The sequence below is a fragment of the Algibacter sp. TI.3.09 genome (assembly GCF_038154905.1).
In the GTDB taxonomy this organism is placed as follows: Bacteria; Bacteroidota; Bacteroidia; order Flavobacteriales; family Flavobacteriaceae; genus Algibacter.
This window is the reverse complement of sequence record NZ_JBAKAN010000001.1, coordinates 754,261-777,816: the sequence shown is the minus strand read 5'-3', so window position 1 is coordinate 777,816 and position 23,556 is coordinate 754,261. Positions and strand designations below refer to the sequence as shown.

Below are 23,556 nucleotides of genomic sequence, written 5' to 3'. Positions count from 1 at the left end.
AAATGTGTTAAACTTTAACCTTAGGGTAACATATATAATATTTGGTAACCGGTTTTGATAGCGCTTTTAAATTAAGCTGATCGGATGCTTTTACAATATCTTCTATTTTACCAGACTTATGCAAGATGTTAATTCCTTGCGTCTCTAACTGATATGCTTGGTTAGAAATACTTCCTGTAAACACAAAGTAGTCAGCCTCTTCTCTACTTATCTGGTGTTGATTAACAAATATTTTAATCTGTTTTTCTAGGGTTGCTTTCTTAATAGGTTTATTCTTTAACTTAATTTTTAAAAGATTCCTATTAATAATCATTTCGCAAATATTTCTTAAAACAAAATCGTCATTAAATTGCCAAGCCTTCATTGCAGAAATGATATCGTAATCATCTAATTGAGAAAACACGCTTAATACTTCATCATTAAAATCATCAATAGAAATTTCATTTTTTAGAAAATATTGTAGTGGTTTGCTCGCTTCTAACTCTACACCTTTTAATGTTAACTCTTTGGCGCGTTTTAAAACACGTATTAAAAGTTGCTCGGCTACAATACCCGTTTTATGCAAATACACTTGCCAGTACATTAAACGGCGTGCAATTATAAATTTTTCAACGCTATAGATTCCTTTTTCTTCAACTACAAGTTTATCATCTACGGCATTTAACATGGTAATTAAACGTTCACTATTTATATTCCCTTCGGCTACACCGGTATAAAAACTATCACGTTTTAAATAATCGGCGCGATCCATATCAAACTGACCAGAAATAAGCTGATACAAGAACTCACGGTGATAATTACCCTTGAATATTTCGATAGCCAGCGTTAAACTTCCGTTAAATTCTTCATTTAAACGCTCCATAAAAAGCATTGAAATTTCCTCATGAGACACGTTATTTACAATGCTATGCTCCATGGCATGCGAGAACGGACCATGCCCAATATCGTGCAATAAAATAGCTATGTAGAGTGCGTTTTCCTCATCGTCAGAAACGCTAACCCCTTTAAAACGAAGTACATTAACAGCTTGTTGCATTAAATGTACGCAACCAATGGCATGATGAAATCTTGTGTGATGGGCGCCCGGATATACCATATATGATAAACCCATTTGCGTAATTCTGCGTAGGCGCTGAAAGTATTTATGTTGAATTAAATCGAATATTAGCGAATTTGGAATAGTAATAAATCCGTAAATTGGGTCGTTTAATATCTTTAGTTTGTTCAAACTTTAAGTTTTTACAATTATTATTTACAAATATAGGTATATGATATGAGCCTAACTAAAATTTTAGCGCTTGTAAATATCAATGATATCTTAATATTTTACACTTTATAAACCTTTACAAAAACATACAAATGAATACAATAAAAATACTTTGGGTAGATGATGAAATTGATTTACTAAAACCACATATTTTATTTTTAGAAAAGAAAAACTACCAGGTTACTAAATGTAATAGTGGCTCGGAAGCTATTGATATTTTGGATGATGAAAACTTTGATATTGTATTTTTAGATGAAAACATGCCGGGTTTAAGCGGCTTGGAAACATTACACGAAATTAAAGAGAAACGCGATAACCTTCCGGTGGTAATGATTACTAAAAGTGAGGAAGAATACATTATGGAAGAAGCTATTGGTAACAAAATTGCCGATTACCTTATAAAACCAGTAAACCCGAATCAAATTCTATTGAGTTTAAAAAAGAATTTAGACCACTCTAGGTTAGTTTCAGAAAAAACAACATCTAATTATCAGCAAGAATTTAGAAAAATTGCTATGGATCTATCCATGGTAAACAGTTTTGAAGAATGGGTTGCGCTTTATCAAAAACTGGTGTATTGGGAAATTCAGTTAGAAGATATTGAAGATGTTGGCATGTTCGAAATTTTGGAATCTCAAAAAAACGAAGCTAATTCGCACTTTGGTAAATTTATAGATAAAAATTATGCCGATTGGTTTGAGCCTAATACCGATGCGCCAATTATGTCGCATACATTGTTTAAAGAAAAAATTGCTCCAGAAATCAGTAAAGAGCAACCAACTTTATTGGTTGTAATCGATAATTTACGTTACGATCAATGGAAAGTTTTTGAGCCAATAATTAACAACTACTATAAAAAAGAAAAGGAAGAAGCCTTCTTTAGCATCTTGCCTACTGCTACGCAATACGCACGAAATGCTATTTTTTCTGGCTTAATGCCAAGCGATATGGAAAAGCTTTTTCCTCAATATTGGAAAAATGATACAGATGAAGGTGGTAAAAACTTATTTGAAGCCGAGTTTTTAGAAACACAATTAAAACGCTTAGGACTTGGTAATTTAGAGCATGAATATTACAAAATAACCAACTTAAAATCTGGAAAAAAGTTAGTTGATAACTTTAAAAGTTTAAAAAAGAATGATTTAACTGTAGTGGTTTATAATTTTGTTGATATGCTTTCGCACTCTAAAACAGAAATGGAAGTTGTGAAAGAATTAGCCTCTAATGATAAAGCTTATCGCTCTTTAACGCATAGTTGGTTTAAAAACTCACCATTACTGGAAATGATTCAGCAAGCGCAACAAATGGGCTTTAAACTTATTTTAACTACCGATCATGGTACTATAAACGTGAAAAACCCATCTAAGGTTATTGGAGATCGCGATACTAGCTTAAACCTACGTTATAAAACAGGACGAAGTTTAACTTATGAAAACAAAGATGTGTTTGTAGCTAAAGATCCTAAAGAAATCCATTTACCATCTATTAACATGAGTAGCTCGTTTATTTTCGCGAAAACCGATATGTTTTTTGCTTATCCAAATAATTATAATCATTACGTAAGTTATTTTAGAAATACATATCAGCATGGTGGTGTATCATTAGAAGAGATGATTATTCCTTTTGTAGTATTTAATCCAAAGAAGTAAAAGTGTGTAAAATAAATTCTAATTTCTGAATTATTTAATGATTAGAAAAGCAAGAACAAACACTTCCCTTACACAATAGAGAGAAACCTATAAATACATAGCCATTTTAGATTTTTAATTAAAAATCTAAAATGGCTTTTTGTTATATAAAAAACTAACATTTGATGACTTACACATCAAATTATCAAGACTTTAAACAAACTCAAAAGAGTGATTTACACTAAAAAACACTTAAATCTAAATTGACAGCGAAAACCAGAAACTCAATGAGAATCGCTAGCAAACCCATATTTATAAGAAAAATCAGCTGTTAAGTGCTTTTTTACGGGAAACCCGTAGTGAATTTTTAAAAAAAACACGTTTTTAACATAATTTTAACATTTGCAACCCGTTTACATCTCTCTCTTTCTTTAGATTTGGAATATAATTATTTAAATCCCTATAGAATGAAAACAAAGAATTATTTAATCGCAGCGGCGATTTTCGGAGGAATGTTATTTACAGCTTATGCAGCGAATTCAATTGAACAAGATGAGCAGCAAACCGCTAAAATTCAAAGAAGTGCGATTCGCGTACCGACGCACGGATAAAATTTTTTAATTATAGTTTTGCTATAATTTTACAATTAATATTCTGTAAAAGTGTTCCAGATGGTAAAACATCTTGAACACTTTTTTTTATGCTCAAAAATTAAAACGGAAAAGCAGCTTTTTATTTAATAAACTTAACAGCTAACTATTCTGTAAGACATTTCATAAATACATATCTGCATGCCAGCACTACACTGATTAGAATAATAAACCATCACTCTCCGTTTTATCAATAAAAATGTGCGAACAGCCATAAACACTAATAAGTTTAACATATTTTTTGGTGTTTTTAAATTATATTCCTTAATATTGTTAAGTTAAAATTTTCGAATTGAATATAAATTATACAATAGACGAGGTTGATCAGGTTGCAAGCCAACTTATTAGTTATGCATCTGGAAGAACCCTATTATTTTACGGCGATATGGGTGTTGGTAAAACAACATTAATAAAAGCACTTGTAAAAGCTTTGGGTAGTAAAGACGATGTTAGCAGCCCAACATTTTCTATTGTAAACGAATATAAATTGAATGAAGAAAAAATTTTTCATTTTGATTTGTATAGAATTAATGATTTAGAAGAAGCCTATAATTTTGGTATAGAAGATTATTTGGATTCTGATAATTGGATAATTATTGAATGGCCTGATATTATAGAACCAATTTTATCGGGTGATGAATGTGTTATAAAGTTATCAATTCAATCGGAAAATAAACGACAATTAGTAGCAGAATAAACAATAACAACCCTAACAACTATAGCCAGTAATACGCTATAACAACCAAAAAAGTTCCTAAAAAAATAGTGTTTTACGGGAAACCCTCAGTGAGAATTTTCAAAAACAATGTTTTTAACATAATTTTAACGTTTCAGTAGGTTTTACAACTCGGTCTTTATTTAGATTTGAAATATAAATATTAAAACCCCCTACAGAATGAAAGCAAAAAATTACTTAATCGCAGTTGCGATTTTCGGAGGAATGTTGTTGACAGCTTATGCAGCTAACACAATTAATCAAGATGAACAGCAAACTGCAAAAATTCAAAGAAGTGCAATCAGAGTTCCAACGCACGGATAAACAAAGTTTGATAATAGGAAGTATAGTCGCAACATTAATTGCAACTAGCCCCTATTTATTTTACCTATACGAAAGTGTCCCAAATACACCAACTTGGGATACTTTTTTGTTCAGATATGATAGTAGATATTACGGAAGTATGCTTACTGTCGCTTGGACCATAATGGGAAAAGCAATGCCCCTATTTTTACTGTTTATTTGGTTTTTTACTTGTCGCCACTGGTGGTACCACACGTTGTTAGTGCCAATTTCGATGTATATTTATCAAATATTCACAACAATAAATGATGATTTAAATTATGTGGATTCAAACCAACTCGTGTATTTGATTCCGATTATGGTTATAATCATTCCCTCCATTTACCTAATAAGAGCACAAATATTTAATAAGGTAAATAACGCAAACAAGTCCCTACAAGATTTAGAGGACGAATTTAAAGTGTCGCCAACAAGTTTTTGGCATAAAGTAAAAGAATATTTCTAATAGCGACTAACTACTCTGTTGATAATATTTCTCTTATTGAAGCTTTATGAAAGATTTCCTAGTGTTATCAGGAAATAGTATTTAAAAATACATGAAGATCATATAAAAAAGAATCCGCAAAGCCAAATTGGTTTTGCGGATTCTTTTTTTATACAAAGCTTTTAACGTGTTCAAAAAATAAATCTCAACCCAGGTAAAGGAAGTTGTCTAAATATTCAGTAGGAGCTTTAAAATAGAGTTTTTATACTGAGTAATCCTTCAGTAATAAGTTTTAAGCCAGCTTAAAGAGGTAATACAAACATAGCAATCATCAAATGAAGCATAGCCTAATTAATTTAGTCTATCACGTTCAATAGACTCTATATCTTTCTTATTTGTTTGCAACCTGAAATTACCAAACTTATAATTAAAACCAAGGGTAAACATTCTGTTTTCAATTCTAGAATTTAATAATATATCTTGATTTAAATACTTTGTGGTTTGTGTGAAATTTTGAGTGTTAAAAATATCGGTTACGCCCATAGTTAAAGACGCTCTATTATTCCAAAACGTTTTACGAAAACTTATATCTAGTCCCGTTCTATTACTAACTTCACTAGGCCCATCCACTAATGGCGAAATATAAGTTAAAACTACATCTGCAGTTAATGTTTTATCCTTTAAAAAAGAAAAATAATTTACCATTTGTAAATACACAGACCATTTATCGGTAGTATATAATTGGTTATTGCTTTCTAAAGCTGCAAATCTATTTTCATAATAAAACAATGACGAATATGCATAAACATCCCAGTTAGACATCACAGGGGTAAATGTTGTAAAATCCAATCCATAAGATATACTTCTATCTATATTGGTATCAATATTTTTTAACAATTTAGAATCATTGTCTTGAAACGTAATTTGTATTGAAGGATCATTCTCGTTTCTATAATAAAGTTCAAAAGTATATTTAGAATTTAAAGTATAACCTAAAGTAAAACTATCGTCAATTTGCGGTTTCAAATTTGGATCTCCAGTATTGTATGAGTTATCACTTAAAAAGAATTTAAAGGGATTTAACTGGCTATACCTTGGTCTATAGATACTTTTATTATAAGTGAAATAAATTTCGTTATTTTCATTTAAAACATTCATAATATGAAATGTCGGGAAAAACTTAATGTAATCAGATTTATTAATTTGATTTTCAGATAAAGAGTTTCCTTCAATATTTGTGTATTCTGTTCTTAACCCAGCTTTTAAACTCCAATTATCCCAATCTTTACTGTAACTACCATATATAGCCAAGTTAGTTTCATCATATAGAAAAGTATCAGAATTTGCTAAATCTTGCTCTCGAATTCCGCTATCAATCAAAAATCGATTAATAACACTCTCAGAATTAATAAAAGAAGCCTTCCCTCCTGCTTCTATAAAAGCAGTTTCACCAATAGGTAACTCATAATCTACCTGCCCAGTATAAAGCTTGATGTCTTGATTAGAAAGCGATTGAAACTCATTGTTTCTAATTAAAGATTGATCGGGAAATAAATATTCGGTATTTACATCTTGATCACTATCAAAATTAAAATTAGTATGATGTGCACTAAATGATAATTGCTCACCGTCTTGGTTTAATTTATGGATATAATCCAATGTAAATGCAGCATTAGTTGTTTTGTCTACCGCAGCGTTCATGGTATTAAACGTAGAATCTAAAACGCCTGTGGCTCCATATACCTTGGTTAACGAATTGATATCGGTCTCGGTTCCCGATTTAGGTAGAAACATTAAATTAGCCGAAAAACTCAAGGTATTCTTATCGTTAATAGTATAGTCTATATTACTATTTATATTTTGATTTGATGATTTTCGAGTTCTATTGTAGTCCGTTTCCCAACTAGAAGTCGTTTCACCGTTATCTATAAAATTAATAAACTCATCGGTATTTCTAAAATCTTTTCTCGGACTTACATTATAATTAACGTAAGCGTTTATTTTTTCACCCTTAAAAAAATGACTTGTTCCAACCGAGTATTTTGGAAATTCAAACCCCTGTTTAAAATTACCAAAAACACTTCCATTATATCCCGAAACCAAATTTTTACTTGTAACAAAATTAAGCACAGCTCCTCCTTCTGCCTCATATTTAGCTGGTGGCGAAGTTATTACCTCTATAGATTTAATATTATTAGCAGGCATACTCTCCAAAAGCTGTATAACCTCTGTAGTAGATAAATGAACCTTTCTGTCGTTAATATAAATAGTGGGGCTAGTATGTTTTACAGAAATACCATCGTTATTTACCATAACTCCTGGCGTATGTTTTAAAACATCGAGCATGTTATTATTAGATAATGTAGAATTTTCAACACTAAAAACTAAACGATCCACCAAACGTTTTACAGTTGGTTTTTTAGCAACGATAAGTACACCTTCTAATTGCTGTTCTTCATCTTCTAAAATAATATCAGCAAGAGAAGTGTTTTTATCAAGCTGAATTTCAATAGTTTGTGTTTTATATCCTAAAAAACTAATATTTAGAGTATACTTTTTACTCTCTAAATTCCCAATTTTAAAATCACCAGTTTCATTAGAAATAGTACCTTTATAATCTGAAGTATTTATTCCATCAGAAACAACTATGTTAGCAAAAGCAACCGGATTATTTTTTGTATCAACAACTTTTCCCTTTATTTCCAGGCCTTGAGCAAGCCCTAGGATTGAAAACAAATATATAAATAAAGTAACAATTTTTCGCATCATACATGTAAACTTAATGCAAACTTAAAATAAAAAAACGAATACATTTTGCGGTATGCCCTTACCATAATTAATCAAAATTCTTACATTTCTACGAAGGTTTATATTTCTTCGTTTTAATTCTATATTTTGATGAATTGAATTACAAAATTTATTTGTAATTTGTTTTTTTTTACTAAAAAATATGAATAAAACACTTTCACCTTTTACAAAGCAACAACTTTTACCTCAAGAGGAAACTCTAGAAATATTTAAGAAAAAAGGAGAATTATTTATAGGAATCCCAAAAGAGACCGCTTACAAAGAAAAGCGCGTGTGTTTAACGCCAGATGCTGTTTACGCTTTAGTCTGCAACGGACATCGTGTTTTACTAGAGTCTGGTGCAGGAGAAGGCGCTAATTTTAGTGATAAAGATTACAGTGAAGCTGGAGCTGAAATAACAAAAGACACCGAGAAAGTTTTTGCATGCCCGATGATCTTAAAAGTGGAGCCACCAAGTTTAGAACAAATTAAACTTATCAATCCGCAAACCATTATTATTTCTGCTTTACAGCTAAAAACACAGCATAAAAAATATTTTGAAACTTTAGCTGCAAAACGTATTACCGCCTTAGCTTTTGAGTTTATTAGAGATTCTGATAATGCCTACCCTGCCGTAAAATCATTGAGTGAAATTGCGGGAACAGCTTCTGTACTTATCGCAGCAGAATTACTTTCTGACGCAAACACAGGCAACGGACTCATGTTTGGTAATATTAGTGGTGTTCCGCCTTTAGAGGTTGTTATTTTAGGAGCAGGAACCGTAGGCGAATTTGCCAGCAGAAGCGCCATAGGTTTAGGTGCCAATGTAAAAGTATTTGACAATTCGTTAACTAAATTACGACGTATTCAAACGCATTTGGGGCGCCCAATATATACATCAACCATTCAGCCTAAAAACTTAACTAAAGCTTTAAAACGCTGTGATGTTGTTATTGGTGCAGTTCGCGGTACTAATAGAGCGCCTATTGTGGTTTCCGAAAGTATGGTGCAACACATGAAAAAAGGAGCTATTATTATTGATGTAAGTATCGATATGGGTGGCTGTTTTGAAACTAGTGAAGTTACATCACACAAACATCCTACCTTTGTAAAACATAACGTTGTTCATTATTGCGTCCCTAATATTCCTGCAAGATATTCTAGAACAGCGTCTGTTTCTATTAGTAATATTTTTACGCCATATTTACTAAAAATTGCTGAAGATGGTGGTTTAGAAAATTCGCTACGTTTTGATCGCGGTTTAAAAAATGGGTTGTATTTTTACCACGGGATTTTAACGAGTAAATCTGTGGGAGAATGGTTTGGATTAGAATACAGCGATATTAATTTGCTTATATTTTAGCCTACTTTCCTTAAATTATTATCAAATTATTTTAAATGAAACTTATTCAGCGTATTGGCTATTATCTTGGCGGATTTTCTATTGGCTTAATTATTTTAGCGTTCTTTTTAAACGGAAAAAAAACATCATGTAGCTATGGCCCAGATGCTCGAGTTTTAAAGAATATCAACTCCAAAACCATTGTATTCAACTCTTTAGTTTTTAGTTATATTGATGATAATGTTATTGATTCTACCGAAATTAGACGTATTCTAAAGAAAGGAGACATCAATTTTTCTGATAGTGACCCTAGAACCAAACCTTGTGGTGTTTATATGGTAGAAGGTGAATTCAACGAAAAAGATGTTATTCTAACCGTTGAAAACTGCGATAGTATTGCAACTATTACCGATTTAAAAATAGAACAGCCTTAATGATAAAACGAACTTTCGATGTTGTTTTTTCTTTGTTTGGCTTAATATTTCTATTGCCTCTTCTACTTCTTTTAGCAATTATTATAAAAATAGATTCAAGAGGACCTGTTTTTTTTGTTCAAGGTCGTGTTGGTAAAAACAATTGTGATTTTAATATTTTCAAGTTTAGAACCATGAAGATACAATCGCAACAAAAAGGCTTATTAACTTTAGGTAACCACGATTCTCGCGTTACTAAAGTTGGTTATTTTTTAAGACGGTATAAAATAGACGAATTTCCTCAACTTATTAATATTCTAAAAGGCGACATGAGTTTTGTTGGCCCTAGACCTGAACTTAGATATTATGTTAATTTTTATTCTGAAGATGATATGAAAATTTTTCAGGTACGTCCCGGTATTACAGGTTTAGCCTCTTTAAAATATAGAAATGAAGTAGAGTTATTAAAGGCAGCCGATAATCCTGAAGAATTATTTATAAAAACGATAATTCCTGATAAGCTCAAATTCAATAAAGAATATATCAAAAACCGTAACTTCTTTTTTGATTTAAAATTAATTGGACTCACTATTATAAAAGTAATAGCGAAGTAATTCCTTTTTTAACAAGTTTTGTTCTTCGAAATTATTATCACTAATTTGCATAACAGCAGATAAAATTTAATGGATACAGCAACTCAAAATCAGATTGATCACTTACTAAAAACATCAGGTTTATTTCCTGAAATAGAAAAGCCTTCTAGAACTATTTTAGATTTCAATTTTTCAAATGAAACCATTCTAATTACTGGTGCTGCTGGTTCTATAGGAAGCGAGCTTGCTAGACAAATAAGCCAATACCCATTTAAAAAACTTATTTTAATTGATATTGCTGAGTCTCCATTACACGATTTAATTAACGAACCAGAATTTGAAAACAGAACAAACGTTAATTTCTTAATTTTAAATATTACTCAAAAAGAAAGCTTAGAACATCTTTTTTTTACTTTTAAGCCTACTGTTATTTTTCATGCGGCAGCTTATAAGCATGTACCGTTAATGGAATTAAATCCTTTTGAGTCTATAAAAGTGAATATTTTAGCAACTCAAATACTTGCCGATTTATCTGTTATTTATGGCGTTAAAAAATTCATCTACATATCTACAGATAAAGCTGTAAACGCAATAAGTATAATGGGAATTTCTAAGCGTATTGCTGAAGATTATCTACTTTCATTATCAACTTCTAAATCTACCATATTTATTACCACGCGATTCGGGAATATATTTGGTTCAAACGGATCTGTAGTACCGCTATTTAAAAAGCGTATTGAAATAGGAGAGCCTGTTATTATAACGCATAAGGCTATTTCTAGATATTTTATTAATAAAGAAAAAGCTTGTGAACTCATATTGAAAATATCTCAAAATAAGTATCAAGAGAATACTTTGTTAACTTTTAATATGGGTAATTCTATAAAAATTATAGACTTAGTAGAACGTCTTACTTTATTTTGCAATAAAAAACAAGTAGACTTAAAATTCTCGACATTACGCCCAGGAGAAAAACTTCATGAAGATTTAGTTTCTGAAAATGAAATACTAATGCCTTCAGAACATAAAGATATTTTAATAGTGCAAAAAAAAACACAAAACACATTTCCTTTTAACTACTTAAAGCGTATTTCAGAAATTAAAGCCTTTACCCCTAATAAAGAAGTAAAAGCCATTTTAGATAGTTACTTTAAAAATTAAATCGATTTCCTTCGCTTTTTCTCTTTAGATAATAGAGCTAGTTCACGTCCCGTTTGTCCGGCTACAGAGGTGTTTTCCTCAGCACGACGAATTAAATAAGGCATCACATCTTTCACAGGTCCGAATGGCATGTATTTAGCCACATTATAACCTTCATTTGCAAGATTAAAACTAATATGATCACTCATACCATATAATTGACCGAACCAAACACGAGCATCCTTATTAGCAATACCTTTCTTCTCCATTAAATCCATTAGCAAATAAGAACTATCTTCATTATGTGTACCAGCAAAGACCGACATATCATCTAGGTTTTCTAGCATGTAGTTAACTGCTGTATTGAAGTTTTGGTCTGTAGCTGCTTTACTCACACATATTGGTGACAAATAGCCTTTATCTTCTGCTCTATCATTTTCTTTTTCCATGTAAGCGCCACGAACCAATTTAAAACCTAAATAATAATTTCCTGCTTTAGCTTTTGCATGTTCTGCTTCTAAAAACAACATGCGGTCATGGCGATACATTTGCAACGTATTATAAACAATAGGCTTTTCTGTGTTGTATTTCACCATTAATGCTCTTACTAAGTCATCGGCAGCATCTTGAATCCAACTTTCTTCGGCATCAATTAAAACAGCAACATCATAAGCTTTAGCCTTAGCACAAACACTATCAAAACGCGCAATAACTCTATCCCACTCTTCTTGTTCCTTTTCTGATAAAGTATCTCCTTTTGATAATTTTTCATATAAAAAAAAACGTCCGAATGCAGATGGTTTAAATACAGCAATAGGGATAGCATCTAGATTTTTAGCAAATTCAATAATTTTCAACAACTTATCCTTAGCACCCTCAAATTCCGTTTCATTTTCTTTTCCTTCAACAGAATAATCTAAAACAGAGCTCACTCCCTTTTGGAACATATTATTAATCGGAACAAGGCAGTCGTCTTCACTAACGCCTCCACAAAAATGATCAAACACTGTAGAACGAATTAATCCTTCAATAGGCAAATGCGCCTTTAAAGCAAAATTGGTTGCTACAGTTCCAATACGCACTAAAGGTTCTATAGAAATCATCTTAAACAAGAAGTAAGCTCTTTCTAATTCGGAGTCGCTTTTCAAGGAAAATGCGATTTCGGTGTTATTAAATATCAAATTCGTATTCATTTGCTGTTTTTTTTGCAAATATAATTATTGCTAAGTTATCATTTTATATAAAATCTCCTTAATTTCACATTCTTAAAAAGTTTAAATATTTTATGGATTCTATTAGCACAAAAAACTGTACAATACATTTTAATAACACTTGTTATTCTTCACTAAACAAACATCTTAAAGATAATAATTTCTCTAAAATTTTCATCTTAGTAGATGAGAATACACATCAACATTGTTTGCCTCTTTTCTTGGAAAAAATGGAAACAACTGCTGTAATTGAAATTATGGAAATAGAATCTGGAGAGATAAATAAAACTATTGACACGTGCGTTGGTGTGTGGAATACGTTATCAGAATTGGATGCCGACCGCAAAAGTTTACTAATTAATATTGGTGGTGGCGTAATTACAGATTTAGGAGGTTTTGTAGCCTGTACCTTTAAACGCGGTATTGCTTATATAAATGTACCAACTACTCTACTTTCTATGGTAGATGCTTCTGTTGGAGGAAAAACCGGTGTAGATCTAGGTCATTTAAAAAACCAAGTAGGTGTTATTAGTAATCCTAATTTAGTATTGATAGATACTAATTATTTAAATACCTTAGAAGTAAACCAAATGCGTTCTGGACTAGCAGAAATGCTTAAACATGGTTTAATTACAGGAGATAGTTATTGGAGTAAGTTTGAAGATTTATCTAAACTATCATTAGATGATTTAGATGGGTTAATTTACGAATCGGTAATTATTAAGAAAAATGTTGTTGAAGAAGATCCTTTCGAAAACGGTTTAAGAAAAACATTAAACTTTGGACATACACTTGGCCACGCTATAGAATCTTATTTTTTAAGTAATCCGAATAAAACAACTTTACTACATGGAGAAGCTGTAATTGTTGGAATGATATTAGCTTGCTATATATCAACAGAACTTACAAATTTCCCTAAAGAGAAAACTTTAAAAATTAAAGACCTATTCTTAAGTTACTATGGCAAAATCACTATTGAAAAAAGTGAACTTCCTGCCATCATCGAATTACTTAAATACGACAAGAAAAACCACCACGGTAACATTAACTTTGTTTTACTAGAAGATGTTGGTGTTACTAAAATAGACTGCTTAGTTGACGATAGCGTTATATTAGATGCTTTTGAGTTTTATGCTAGCTAATTTATTAGTAAAATTTACATCATAAAAAAAACGCGTTAAAGTAATTACTTTAACGCGTTTTTTAATTTAAATCAATGGATTAATTGATTATATATTTAAGCTTTTTTTCTGCTGAACCATCCTTTTTTCTCTGGCGCACCGTAGTAACCATATCTCGCTCCGTAACCGAAGTTAGATTGATCAACATCATTTACAACAAGCATCATACCGTTCAATTTGTTATCAGCATGAATCTCTTTAGTAAAGTTTAAGATCTCTTTTTCAGTATAGCCTGCTCTAGTTACGTAGAATGTATGTCCAGCATATTTACTAATTAACAACGTATCCGTTACAAGCATTGATGGCGCTGTATCTACCATAACGTAATCATAATCGGCAGCAACAGTATCAAACAATTCTTCAAGACGATCACTCATTAATAATTCTGCAGGATTTGGAGGGATTTTTCCTGAGAATAAAATATCAACCTTTATATCGTTAACTGTATGTTCACTAATGATACTATTTAAATTAATTGATTTATCAGCGATATAATCAGTTAGCCCTGCTTGCGCTGTTACTTTATCTTCAACAGATCTAATCGCAGAGAAAATTTGTGGATTTCTAATATCAGCACCAATTAATAAAACTTTTTTATTAGTACTAGCTAAGGTTAAAGCCATATTCATACTAAAAAACGATTTTCCTTCACCATTAATTGTAGATGTTACAAATATAACATTGTTGTATTTCTCTACATTTCTACCACGACTAACAAAATCAAAGTTTGTTCTAATAATTCTAAAAGACTCTGATAAAATAGAACGGTCATTACGCTCTACTAAATGCTTATCACTTTTAGCTATTCTCGGCACTTCGCCAAGTATAGACATGTTATCTATTTCTTTGTGTAAGTCTTCTCTATTATGGATTTTAGTATCCAATAAATCTTTAGCATAAATAAATCCAAAAGGAATTAAAAACCCTAAAAATAAGGCTCCCATATATAAAATTGAACCTTTAGGTGAAACTTGTCCATAAGAATAAGCAGGATCAATAACCTTTACATTAGATGATGTTACGGTTTGAGATATAATAGCTTCTTCTTTTTTCTGTAGAAGATATAAGTAAATAGATTCCTTAATACCTTGACTACGCTCAATAGACTTTAACTTGTTCTCCTGTCCAGGAACAGAGCTAATCTTTGAGTTTACCTTTTGATACTGGTTCTGTAAACTATTTAATTGAATATTTAAAGTTCGCGTTGTCGCATTAATATTTTGAGATAAATTGTTCTTAACGTTAGATATAGATTGATCTAACTGTTGTACAATCGAGTTTTTCGCTCCAGCACTTTTTAACTTATTTTCTCTTTGACTCAATAAGGCGTTATATTGCCCTGATAATGCACTAATACTTCCGTCACCTAAATTTGACGGTACAGCTTGGAATGAACCCGAACTACTTGATAAACGATCTTTAGTATAGTTTAATAATTTTAATTGCGTTCTAATGTTTTCAATTTGTTGCTCGTTTTGAAAACTTTGAGTCATATATTGTCCTGCTTGAGAGCCAACATCCGTAACTTTATTTCCTATTTTAAATCGAGCAATACTAGCATCTACGTTTTCTAAATCTGAAAACACTCGAGAAATACGATCATCAATAAGTCTTGATGTTCCTTCCGATTTTCTGTTTTTTATTTCCGAAGTATGGGCATCATACTCTTCTATTAGAGTATTTAAAATATCTTTAGCCTTTTGCTCTATAGGGTCGACTAATGATAATGTCAAAATACGAGAACCTTCTTGTCCACCTGTAACACTTATCTTTCCTCTTAAATCCTCAACAACATCAGCAACACGACCTATTTGTACACGAATATCACGATTCAAATACGTTTTAGTTTCATCTGCATCAGGCAAAATTACCACATTTCCAAAATAAGTTTCTATTGGAGCACCAAATTCTTTAGTTGATGGTTCATCATCTTCATAAACACGATACTCAAAAGACGTGTCAGAAATCACATTCACGAAACAATTAAAATTGACATCGGTAGTTAAAGAATCTGAAAACATTAAATTCACTTCAAAAGGTGTTCTGTTATAAATCTCATTTTCTAAAACAACACCTTGTGTGAAATATTGAAGATTCAAATTTAAATCCTCAACAACATTTTTAAGTACTTTTCTTGATTTGAAAACTAAAATCTCATCTTCCATAGAAGCATCCTCGGCTCCCGAAGACAGAGATAGCTCATTGAAAATATCATTAGTACCTTCATCACTATCCTCAATAATTAAAACTTCTGACGAAGCTTGATACTGAGGAATAGTATATCTTAGATATAGATAAGTTAATGAAATGAATATTAAAACACTTAGAACAAACCAAAACCAATGCTTAGTGTAAAGTCCTATTGTTTTTTTTAAATTAAATTTTTGATCAATTTTTGATGAAGAAAAGGTGTTATCCATGTCTGTAATAAAATTATCGAGTTAATAGAATTGCAGCCGTTGCTGCTATTGTTACTAATGAAGAAATTAACCCTATTCTAGAATCTCCAGAAGCACTACTTATAGCCGATTTATTAGGCTGCACATAAACAATGTCATTCTGTGTTAAATAGAATACCGGCGAATTAAACACCTCTTTACTCGTTAAATCTATTTGCGTGTATGTTTTTGTTCCGTTAAAATCACGAATAACCATAACATCAGTTCTTTTACCATTAATATTTAAATCACCAGCCATTGCTATAGCCTCTAAAATAGATATACGTTCACTAGTTATTGGATAAACACCTGGCCTAGATACTCCTCCTAAAAGAGATATTCTATAATTCTTAATTCGAATCATAACTACTGGATTTACCAATAAATCGCCTTCTTCAAATTTTTTCTTCAATAAATTTTTGGCTTCCTCAATGGTTAAACCTACTAATTTTACCTTACCTAAAACAGGATAGTCAATATCTCCTTCAACATCGACTAAGTAATCTATAAGTTTACCACCTCCAGATTCTCCTCCAGATGCTTCAACCAAATTATAAGGCTTTGTAACATCCAAATCTATAGTAGAGATATTGATACTTAAAATATCACCTATTTTTATTTTTGCCTTAAACGTGTCTGTTTCAACTATAGTTTCAAAATTTTTAGCATCTTGAAAATAAACAATATCCTTTCTAGTGTAGCAAGATGAAACTAAAAAACATAAAAGTATAACTGCCAACCTTGTGACATGTTGTTTGTACGAGAAATAATTCATTATTAGTTCTATAATTATTTGGGGAGTTATTAAAATTTTGAATTCAATTAACTATTAGCATAGTTTTTATCGGTTGTAGAAGTTCCTAAACCTTTGTTTTTCTTGTATGTTTGAACGCGTTTATCAAACCTTTCGTAATCTGAATTATTAGATTTATACTCAGGGATTAAACGTTTCATTTTAAGAACGATATTGTTATTCTGGAAACGATTTGTAATACACAGTTCTTCTATAGACATTTTAATTTTTTCGTAATCCAACTCACGAGTTTTACTAATTAAAATTTTCTTGTGATATGTAGATAAGGTGTTTTCACCATTAGCTAATAATTCTTCATATAACTTCTCACCTGGTCTTAAACCTGTAATTTTGATATCAATATCTTCTGGGTATCTTAAACCAGATAACTTAATCATGTTCTTAGCTAAATCAAATATTTTAACAGATTCTCCCATATCAAATATGAAGATTTCCCCACCTTTCCCCATAGTTCCAGCTTCTAAAACTAATTGAGAAGCTTCAGGAATCGTCATAAAATATCTTGTGATTTCACTATCAGTAACTGTTAATGGCCCACCTTTATCAATTTGTTTCTTAAACAATGGAATAACAGAACCGTTAGATCCTAATACATTTCCAAATCGTGTTGTGATAAATTTTGTTTTGCTTTCTTTTTGAAGACAAGTAATGTACATTTCTGCCATACGCTTCGTAGCTCCCATTACACTTGTTGGGTTTACCGCTTTGTCAGTCGATACAAAAACAAATTTCTTAACGCTATATCTAGAAGCTGTGTCAGCTAATAATTTTGTACCGTTTACATTAATTTTTATAGCCTCATATGGCGTTTTCTCCATCAATGGCACGTGTTTATAAGCTGCAGCATGGAAAACCATAGTAGGTTTGTATTCCTGAAAAATACTGTCAATTCTTAATCCATCACGAATATCTGCTACAATAGCTGTATAGCTTCTTTTTCCTGCTCGTTTTAAATCTTGCTCAACATCATATAAAGGAGATTCAGCTTGATCAACTAAAATCAAATGCTTCACATTAAACTCAGCTAACTGTCTAACCAACTCACTACCAATAGAACCAGCAGCACCAGTAACTAAAACAGTTTCACCAGTAAACTCATTCTCTAAATTCGGGTTGTTTATTTCAATTGGTGCACGACCTAATAAATCTTCAATTTGTACTTGTTTAATTTGAGTTGAACTCAATTCACCATTAATCCAATTCTCAATAGGTGGTACTTTTGTTATTTTTACATCAACATCAGATAAATTATCTACTAAAGCAATTAATCTCGCTGGTCCTATGCCCACAGAAGCTACAACAATTTCATCAATATTATTTGCCGCGGCAAACTCAGATGTAATACGATTAAACGCCATAATAGGCACACCGTCAATATTTTTTCCTTTTTTCTTTACATTATCATCAATAAAACCAACAACAATATAGCTAGATGCCGTATTATTCAATAAAGCATTATAAGTAATAATTCCTTGATCTCCGGCACCATAAATCAAAATACGTTTCGTAGATAATAATTTACATTTTAAATGCTTAAAAGCCATTTTAAAAACTAAACGACTTGCACTTAAAAACAAGAAACTAATAATAGCGTGTAAAACAATAATCGTTTTAGGTACAGTAAAATTAGAAACAAGTTCCACTCTATTATTAAATAACACACATACTCCAGTTATAAAAGCTATTAAAGCTACTGATTTAAATAAATTAATCACATCTGTAAAACCGGTATGACGTATTACACTTTTAAAAGAGCCTACTATCAAGAAGCTTATTAATGCTACTGAAAAAATAAATGGTAACTGTAAAGTAAATTGTTCTACATTAAAATCTAATGAAAAATTAAATCGAATAAAATAGGCCATACAAAACGTTGTCATCACTATCGCTAAATCGATAGCCAAAACAAGCCATTTTGAGGCGTATTTCTGAGAGTATAAGGCAAAGTAATTTTTAATCATAAGTTTGGGGTATTATTGATTATTTCTAAAATTCTATTTAAGTCGTCGTTAGTTAAATTCGAACCACTTGGCAAGCACAATCCTTTTTCAAAGAGATGCTCTGAAGTTCCGTCAGAAAAATGCAAACAATCTTTAAAAACAGGTTGTGTGTGCATAGGTTTCCATAATGGTCTCGATTCAATATCGTCTTCTAACAACGTTAATCTTATTTTTTCGCGAGTTTCAAACGAGTCTGTTTTTATACAGGTTATCCATCTATTAGAATAACTTCCAGCAGGTTCGTCTACAAATTCGATGGTATTAAAACCAGATAAATGTTTTTTATAAAATTCATAATTAGCACGTCTAGCAGAAACTCTATCATTCAAAACTTCCATTTGTCCGCGACCTATTCCAGCTAAAACATTACTCATTCTGTAATTATAACCTACATGAGAGTGTTGGTAGTGTGGCGCATCATCTCTAGCTTGTGTCGATAAAAACACGGCTTTATCTTTTAATGCTTTTGTTTTAGTAATTAAAGCACCACCACCAGAAGTTGTTATAATTTTATTTCCGTTAAAAGATAAGATTCCAAAATCAGAAAGCGTTCCACAAGCTTTATCGTGGTAAGTACTTCCTAAAGCCTCTGCACTATCTTCAACAACAGCAATGTCATATTTTTTTGCAATGGCGTTAATTTCATTCGCTTTATATGGCATACCATATAAATGAACCGCTACAATTGCTTTCGGTTTTTTATTTTTTTCTATTCGGTCTTTAATAGCTATTTCAAGTAATTCCGGAGACATGTTCCATGTGTCTTTTTCACTATCAATAAAAACAGGAGTTGCTCCTAAGTACATAATAGGGTTTGCAGATGCCGAAAAAGTAAAACTTTGACATAATACTTCATCGCCTTTTGATACGCCTATTAATTCTAAAGCTAAGTGAATCGATGCTGTTCCAGAACTTAGAACCGCAACCTCATTTTGAGAACCTAAATAAGATTTGATATCATCTTCAAAACCATTTACATTTGGTCCTAAAGGTGCTATCCAATTTGTCTCAAAAGCATCGTTTACGAACTTCTGCTCATTACCACCCATGTGTGGTGAAGACAAATAAATTTTAGTTTTTGTTAGCATTTACATTTTATTTAATAACATTAATTATGCCAGCTGTTATATTTTTTAACAGTATTCTAAATAAACATTTGTTATAATATTTTCCCTCTACAGATATATTACCAAGCGTTTAATCAAATATTGGCCTAATTCTTTTATAAAACATCCTATAAAATCTACTTTTAAATTCTAATAATCAAGGGTTTAAAATTGAACGGCCTTGGAGAGTATTAAGCAATTTTACAAAACATAATAAATCAATTTGCTATTAATCAATTTAAATTATGCATTCTCTGATGGTGTAAATTTACTAATTGTTTTTAAGTAGAAATGCTACTTTGGTTTTAATTCGCTAAAACTATTATAAAAATCGGTTAAATACAGTTAGCTGTTTAGTTCATAGTGAATCTTTTGTAACTCGTCGATGTCGAAAAGAGCTACAAAGCCAATTCCCCTTCCGGAAACCTACGTAGATACACGTATGTAAAGGCGAGTTAAAACAAAATAGTTGATTACTTTTATTAGGGTTTAATAAAAAGGCGTTTTACTTATTCTATAACAAAACCACACTTTTTATTAGAGAAAAACACGTCTTAGCTTGTTTCAATTAACAGTTCATTAATTTTTGACATATTTCAATACTATTTACTAGGTTGAAACTACAAGGATAAATAACGCTTCCATTAACATAATAACTAATAAGAAATTATGCTTAATTTCTATTCATTGCAATACATATTAAGTTTTCAACAAAAAATAAGAACCTCTCCCCTATTCTTTCCCCACTCTATATTATTCAATTAAAAAAAACAGCATTAACATCGAAGCAAAACAAAAACTTAAAAAGCGTCATAAACACATCCTTGTAATTCATTATTAATCTCAGATGTTTTTCCGTTAAGAAAAAAACTACATAGCTAAATCCATCTACAAAAGACTTCTTAAATACATATATAGAACGATTAGATAATTAAACGCCTCTTTTCATTTCAATTCCTCATTTTAAAGAAGACTTCATCGGATATTTTAACATAATAATGACTTTCATCGGTAAAAAGGCAACCTTAATATAGTTTACTAAACGAGTTAAATATATTTTTCACATATTTGCTCATTAATAAATTAAAATCCCATTTTTATATGACTGCTGACTTAATAAAAACTTTGAAAGGAAAACACATTTTAGTTACAGGTGGAGCTGGCTTTATTGGTTCCAATTTAATTGAAGTTTTATTAGACCATAATATAAAGGTTACCTGTTTAGATAATTTTTCTACCGGAAAAAGAAAAAACTTAGCGCCTTTTTTATCAAACACAAACTTTAATCTTGTTGAAGGTGATATTAGAAAACTAGACGATTGCCATAAAGCCTGTAACACAGTCGATTTGGTATTACACGAAGCTGCATTAGGTTCTGTACCACGTTCTATCAACGATCCTATCACTACAAACGACGTTAATGTTTCTGGGTTCTTAAATATGTTAGTCGCTGCTAGAGACGCAGGCGTTTCTCGTTTTGTATATGCAGCAAGCTCGTCTACTTATGGTGATCATGAAGCTTTACCTAAAGTTGAAGAGACTATTGGTAAACCTTTATCGCCTTACGCTATTACTAAATATGTTAACGAGTTGTATGCCGATATTTTCCATACCACTTATAATTTAGATGTTGTTGGGCTTCGTTATTTCAATGTTTTTGGAAAAAGACAAGATCCTAATGGTGCTTATGCCGCAGTAATCCCGAAATTTGTTCAACAATTCGTGAGTCACGAGTCACCTATTATAAATGGAGACGGAAGTTATTCAAGAGATTTCACGTATATCGATAACGTGGTTCAAATGAATTTACGTGCGCTTACCACAACAAATAAAGACGCATTAAACACCGTTTATAATGTTGCTTATGGCGAACGTACTACATTAAAAGAATTGACTACGCTTTTAAAAACATATTTATCAGAATTTGACGATAATATAAAAAACGTAGAAATTAAACATAGAGACAACAGAGCTGGAGACATTCCTCATTCTCTAGCTTCAATCAATAAAGCTAAAACATTATTAGGCTACGCGCCAGAATTCGATATTAATACTGGTCTAAAAGAAGCGGTATCTTGGTATTGGGAAAATTTATAATTTTATGACAGTAAAAAGTATATGCTGCATAGGTGCAGGTTATGTTGGTGGCCCTACTATGGCTGTTATCGCAAAAAATAATCCACATTTAAAAATTACTATTGTAGATATTAACCAAGCCCGTATTGATGCTTGGAACGATGCTGATGTGTCTAAGCTTCCAATTTATGAGCCAGGCTTAGCCGATATTGTAAAAGAAACGCGTGGAAAGAATTTATTTTTCTCCACAGATATAGATCAAGCTATAGATGAAGCTGAAATGATTTTTATCTCTGTAAACACGCCTACTAAAACCTACGGAAAAGGAAAAGGTATGGCCGCCGATTTAAAATACATTGAATTATGTGCCCGCAATATTGCCGATGTTGCTAAAACTGATAAAATAGTTGTTGAAAAATCGACTCTACCAGTGAGAACAGCCGAGGCTATTAAAAGTATTTTACACAATACAGGTAATAATATTAATTTTCATATTTTATCGAATCCTGAGTTCTTAGCAGAAGGTACAGCTGTTGAAGATTTATTAAACCCAGACCGTGTTTTAATTGGAGGAGAATCCGAAGAGGCTATTGAAGCTTTAGCCAATATTTACAGCAGTTGGGTGGCAGACGATAGAATTTTACGTACCAATTTATGGTCGTCGGAGTTATCTAAACTTACCGCAAACGCTTTTTTAGCACAACGTATATCGTCTATTAATTCTATTTCAGAATTATGCGAACTTACAGGTGCTAATGTTAACGAAGTGGCCAAAGCCATTGGAATGGATTCTAGAATTGGATCAAAATTCCTTAAAGCTTCAGTTGGTTTTGGAGGCTCATGCTTTCAAAAAGATATTTTAAACCTCGTTTATATTGCTAGAAGTTATGGTTTAACTGAGGTTGCCGATTATTGGGAACAAGTGATTATCATGAACGATCACCAAAAAAGACGTTTTTCCGATCGCTTAATCAAAACACTTTACAATACCGTTTCCGGAAAAAAAATAGCACTTTTAGGTTGGGCTTTTAAAAAGGATACTAACGATACTCGTGAATCTGCGGCTATTTATGTGGCAGATCATTTATTAAACGAACAAGCTAACATTACGGTTTTCGATCCCAAAGTACCGCATGCTAAAGTGCAAACCGATTTAAATTACTTAAACACACGTAGCGAAGCAGAAAATGAATCAGGCGCTATAAGTGTAGATTCTGCTTACGAGGCCGCAAACGATGCCCATGCCATTGCGATTATGACAGAATGGGACGAGTTTAAAACTTACGATTGGAAAACAATCTACAGCAACATGAAAAAACCTGCCTTCATTTTTGATGGTAGAAATATTTTAGATAAAGCTGAAATGGAACATATAGGATTCGAATATTATTCAATAGGACAATAAATT

The 23,556-nt window shown here is 31.5% G+C and carries 19 protein-coding genes; 12 read left to right on the top strand and 7 right to left on the bottom strand.

Features of this window, described 5'->3' with window-relative positions:
- Positions 1–7 precede the first annotated feature (7 nt).
- A complete protein-coding gene (locus tag V6246_RS02980) occupies positions 8–1,228 on the bottom strand; it encodes an HD domain-containing protein (protein WP_341558889.1) in 1,221 nt (406 codons plus the stop codon).
- 131 nt (positions 1,229–1,359) lie between these two features.
- On the opposite strand from V6246_RS02980, the gene porX reads away from it, so the two are divergent.
- The 5 genes from porX to V6246_RS02955 all read left to right on the top strand — a co-directional run bounded on the left by porX (position 1,360) and on the right by V6246_RS02955 (position 5,068).
- Positions 1,360–2,916, top strand: coding sequence for a T9SS response regulator signal transducer PorX (gene porX, locus V6246_RS02975; RefSeq protein WP_341558888.1), 1,557 nt, complete (start codon positions 1,360–1,362; stop codon positions 2,914–2,916).
- A 446-nt stretch (positions 2,917–3,362) separates the two neighbouring features.
- Positions 3,363–3,506: a hypothetical protein gene (locus V6246_RS02970; RefSeq protein WP_162857622.1), complete on the top strand. Its 144-nt coding sequence runs from the start codon at positions 3,363–3,365 to the stop codon at positions 3,504–3,506.
- A gap of 331 nt (positions 3,507–3,837) precedes the next feature.
- Positions 3,838–4,242, top strand: coding sequence for a tRNA (adenosine(37)-N6)-threonylcarbamoyltransferase complex ATPase subunit type 1 TsaE (gene tsaE, locus V6246_RS02965; protein WP_159020253.1), 405 nt, complete (start codon positions 3,838–3,840; stop codon positions 4,240–4,242).
- 198 nt (positions 4,243–4,440) lie between these two features.
- Positions 4,441–4,584, top strand: a complete 144-nt coding sequence (locus tag V6246_RS02960; protein WP_162857623.1) for a hypothetical protein — start codon at positions 4,441–4,443, stop codon at positions 4,582–4,584.
- On the top strand, positions 4,556–5,068 hold the full coding sequence (locus tag V6246_RS02955; RefSeq protein WP_341558887.1) for a hypothetical protein: 513 nt from the start codon (positions 4,556–4,558) through the stop codon (positions 5,066–5,068). Before V6246_RS02960 ends, V6246_RS02955 begins: the two co-directional genes overlap by 29 nt.
- Positions 5,069–5,398: 330 nt before the next feature.
- Here V6246_RS02955 and V6246_RS02950 read toward each other — a convergent pair whose 3' ends face one another.
- Positions 5,399–7,816 (bottom strand): outer membrane beta-barrel family protein, encoded by a 2,418-nt coding sequence (locus V6246_RS02950; RefSeq protein ID WP_341558886.1) that lies wholly within the window; start codon positions 7,814–7,816, stop codon positions 5,399–5,401.
- A gap of 181 nt (positions 7,817–7,997) precedes the next feature.
- Between V6246_RS02950 and V6246_RS02945 the strand changes: the two genes are divergently transcribed.
- The 4 genes from V6246_RS02945 to V6246_RS02930 all read left to right on the top strand — a co-directional run bounded on the left by V6246_RS02945 (position 7,998) and on the right by V6246_RS02930 (position 11,343).
- Positions 7,998–9,197, top strand: coding sequence for an alanine dehydrogenase (locus V6246_RS02945; protein WP_159020251.1), 1,200 nt, complete (start codon positions 7,998–8,000; stop codon positions 9,195–9,197).
- A 35-nt stretch (positions 9,198–9,232) separates the two neighbouring features.
- Positions 9,233–9,610, top strand: a complete 378-nt coding sequence (locus V6246_RS02940; protein WP_133965874.1) for a DUF4258 domain-containing protein — start codon at positions 9,233–9,235, stop codon at positions 9,608–9,610.
- Complete coding sequence (locus V6246_RS02935) at positions 9,610–10,203, top strand: sugar transferase (RefSeq protein ID WP_341558885.1); 594 nt, start codon at positions 9,610–9,612, stop codon at positions 10,201–10,203. The genes V6246_RS02940 and V6246_RS02935 overlap by 1 nt, the downstream gene beginning before the upstream one ends.
- Before the next feature lie 69 nt (positions 10,204–10,272).
- Positions 10,273–11,343 carry a polysaccharide biosynthesis protein gene (locus tag V6246_RS02930; RefSeq protein ID WP_341558884.1) on the top strand — a complete coding sequence of 357 codons (1,071 nt, stop codon included), beginning with the start codon at positions 10,273–10,275 and terminating at the stop codon, positions 11,341–11,343.
- Here V6246_RS02930 and V6246_RS02925 read toward each other — a convergent pair.
- Complete coding sequence (locus V6246_RS02925) at positions 11,340–12,515, bottom strand: proline dehydrogenase family protein (protein WP_341558883.1); 1,176 nt, start codon at positions 12,513–12,515, stop codon at positions 11,340–11,342. The genes V6246_RS02930 and V6246_RS02925 overlap by 4 nt on opposite strands.
- A 92-nt stretch (positions 12,516–12,607) precedes the next feature.
- Between V6246_RS02925 and aroB the strand changes: the two genes are divergently transcribed.
- A complete protein-coding gene (gene aroB / locus V6246_RS02920; protein ID WP_341558882.1) occupies positions 12,608–13,675 on the top strand; it encodes a 3-dehydroquinate synthase in 1,068 nt (355 codons plus the stop codon).
- A gap of 95 nt (positions 13,676–13,770) precedes the next feature.
- On the opposite strand, the gene V6246_RS02915 is transcribed toward aroB, so the two are convergent.
- The 4 genes from V6246_RS02915 to V6246_RS02900 form a co-directional block, all read right to left on the bottom strand.
- A complete protein-coding gene (locus tag V6246_RS02915) occupies positions 13,771–16,134 on the bottom strand; it encodes a GumC family protein (RefSeq protein ID WP_341558881.1) in 2,364 nt (787 codons plus the stop codon).
- A gap of 13 nt (positions 16,135–16,147) precedes the next feature.
- Positions 16,148–16,891 (bottom strand): polysaccharide biosynthesis/export family protein, encoded by a 744-nt coding sequence (locus tag V6246_RS02910; protein WP_341558880.1) that lies wholly within the window; start codon positions 16,889–16,891, stop codon positions 16,148–16,150.
- A gap of 83 nt (positions 16,892–16,974) precedes the next feature.
- A complete protein-coding gene (locus V6246_RS02905; RefSeq protein ID WP_341558879.1) occupies positions 16,975–18,927 on the bottom strand; it encodes a polysaccharide biosynthesis protein in 1,953 nt (650 codons plus the stop codon).
- Positions 18,924–20,054, bottom strand: coding sequence for an aminotransferase class I/II-fold pyridoxal phosphate-dependent enzyme (locus tag V6246_RS02900; protein ID WP_341558878.1), 1,131 nt, complete (start codon positions 20,052–20,054; stop codon positions 18,924–18,926). Before V6246_RS02900 ends, V6246_RS02905 begins: the two co-directional genes overlap by 4 nt.
- A gap of 1,119 nt (positions 20,055–21,173) precedes the next feature.
- Here V6246_RS02900 and V6246_RS02895 point away from each other — a divergent pair.
- Complete coding sequence (locus V6246_RS02895; RefSeq protein WP_304404705.1) at positions 21,174–22,169, top strand: SDR family oxidoreductase; 996 nt, start codon at positions 21,174–21,176, stop codon at positions 22,167–22,169.
- 4 nt (positions 22,170–22,173) lie between these two features.
- On the top strand, positions 22,174–23,553 hold the full coding sequence (locus V6246_RS02890; protein ID WP_341558877.1) for a nucleotide sugar dehydrogenase: 1,380 nt from the start codon (positions 22,174–22,176) through the stop codon (positions 23,551–23,553).
- Positions 23,554–23,556: the final 3 nt, after the last annotated feature.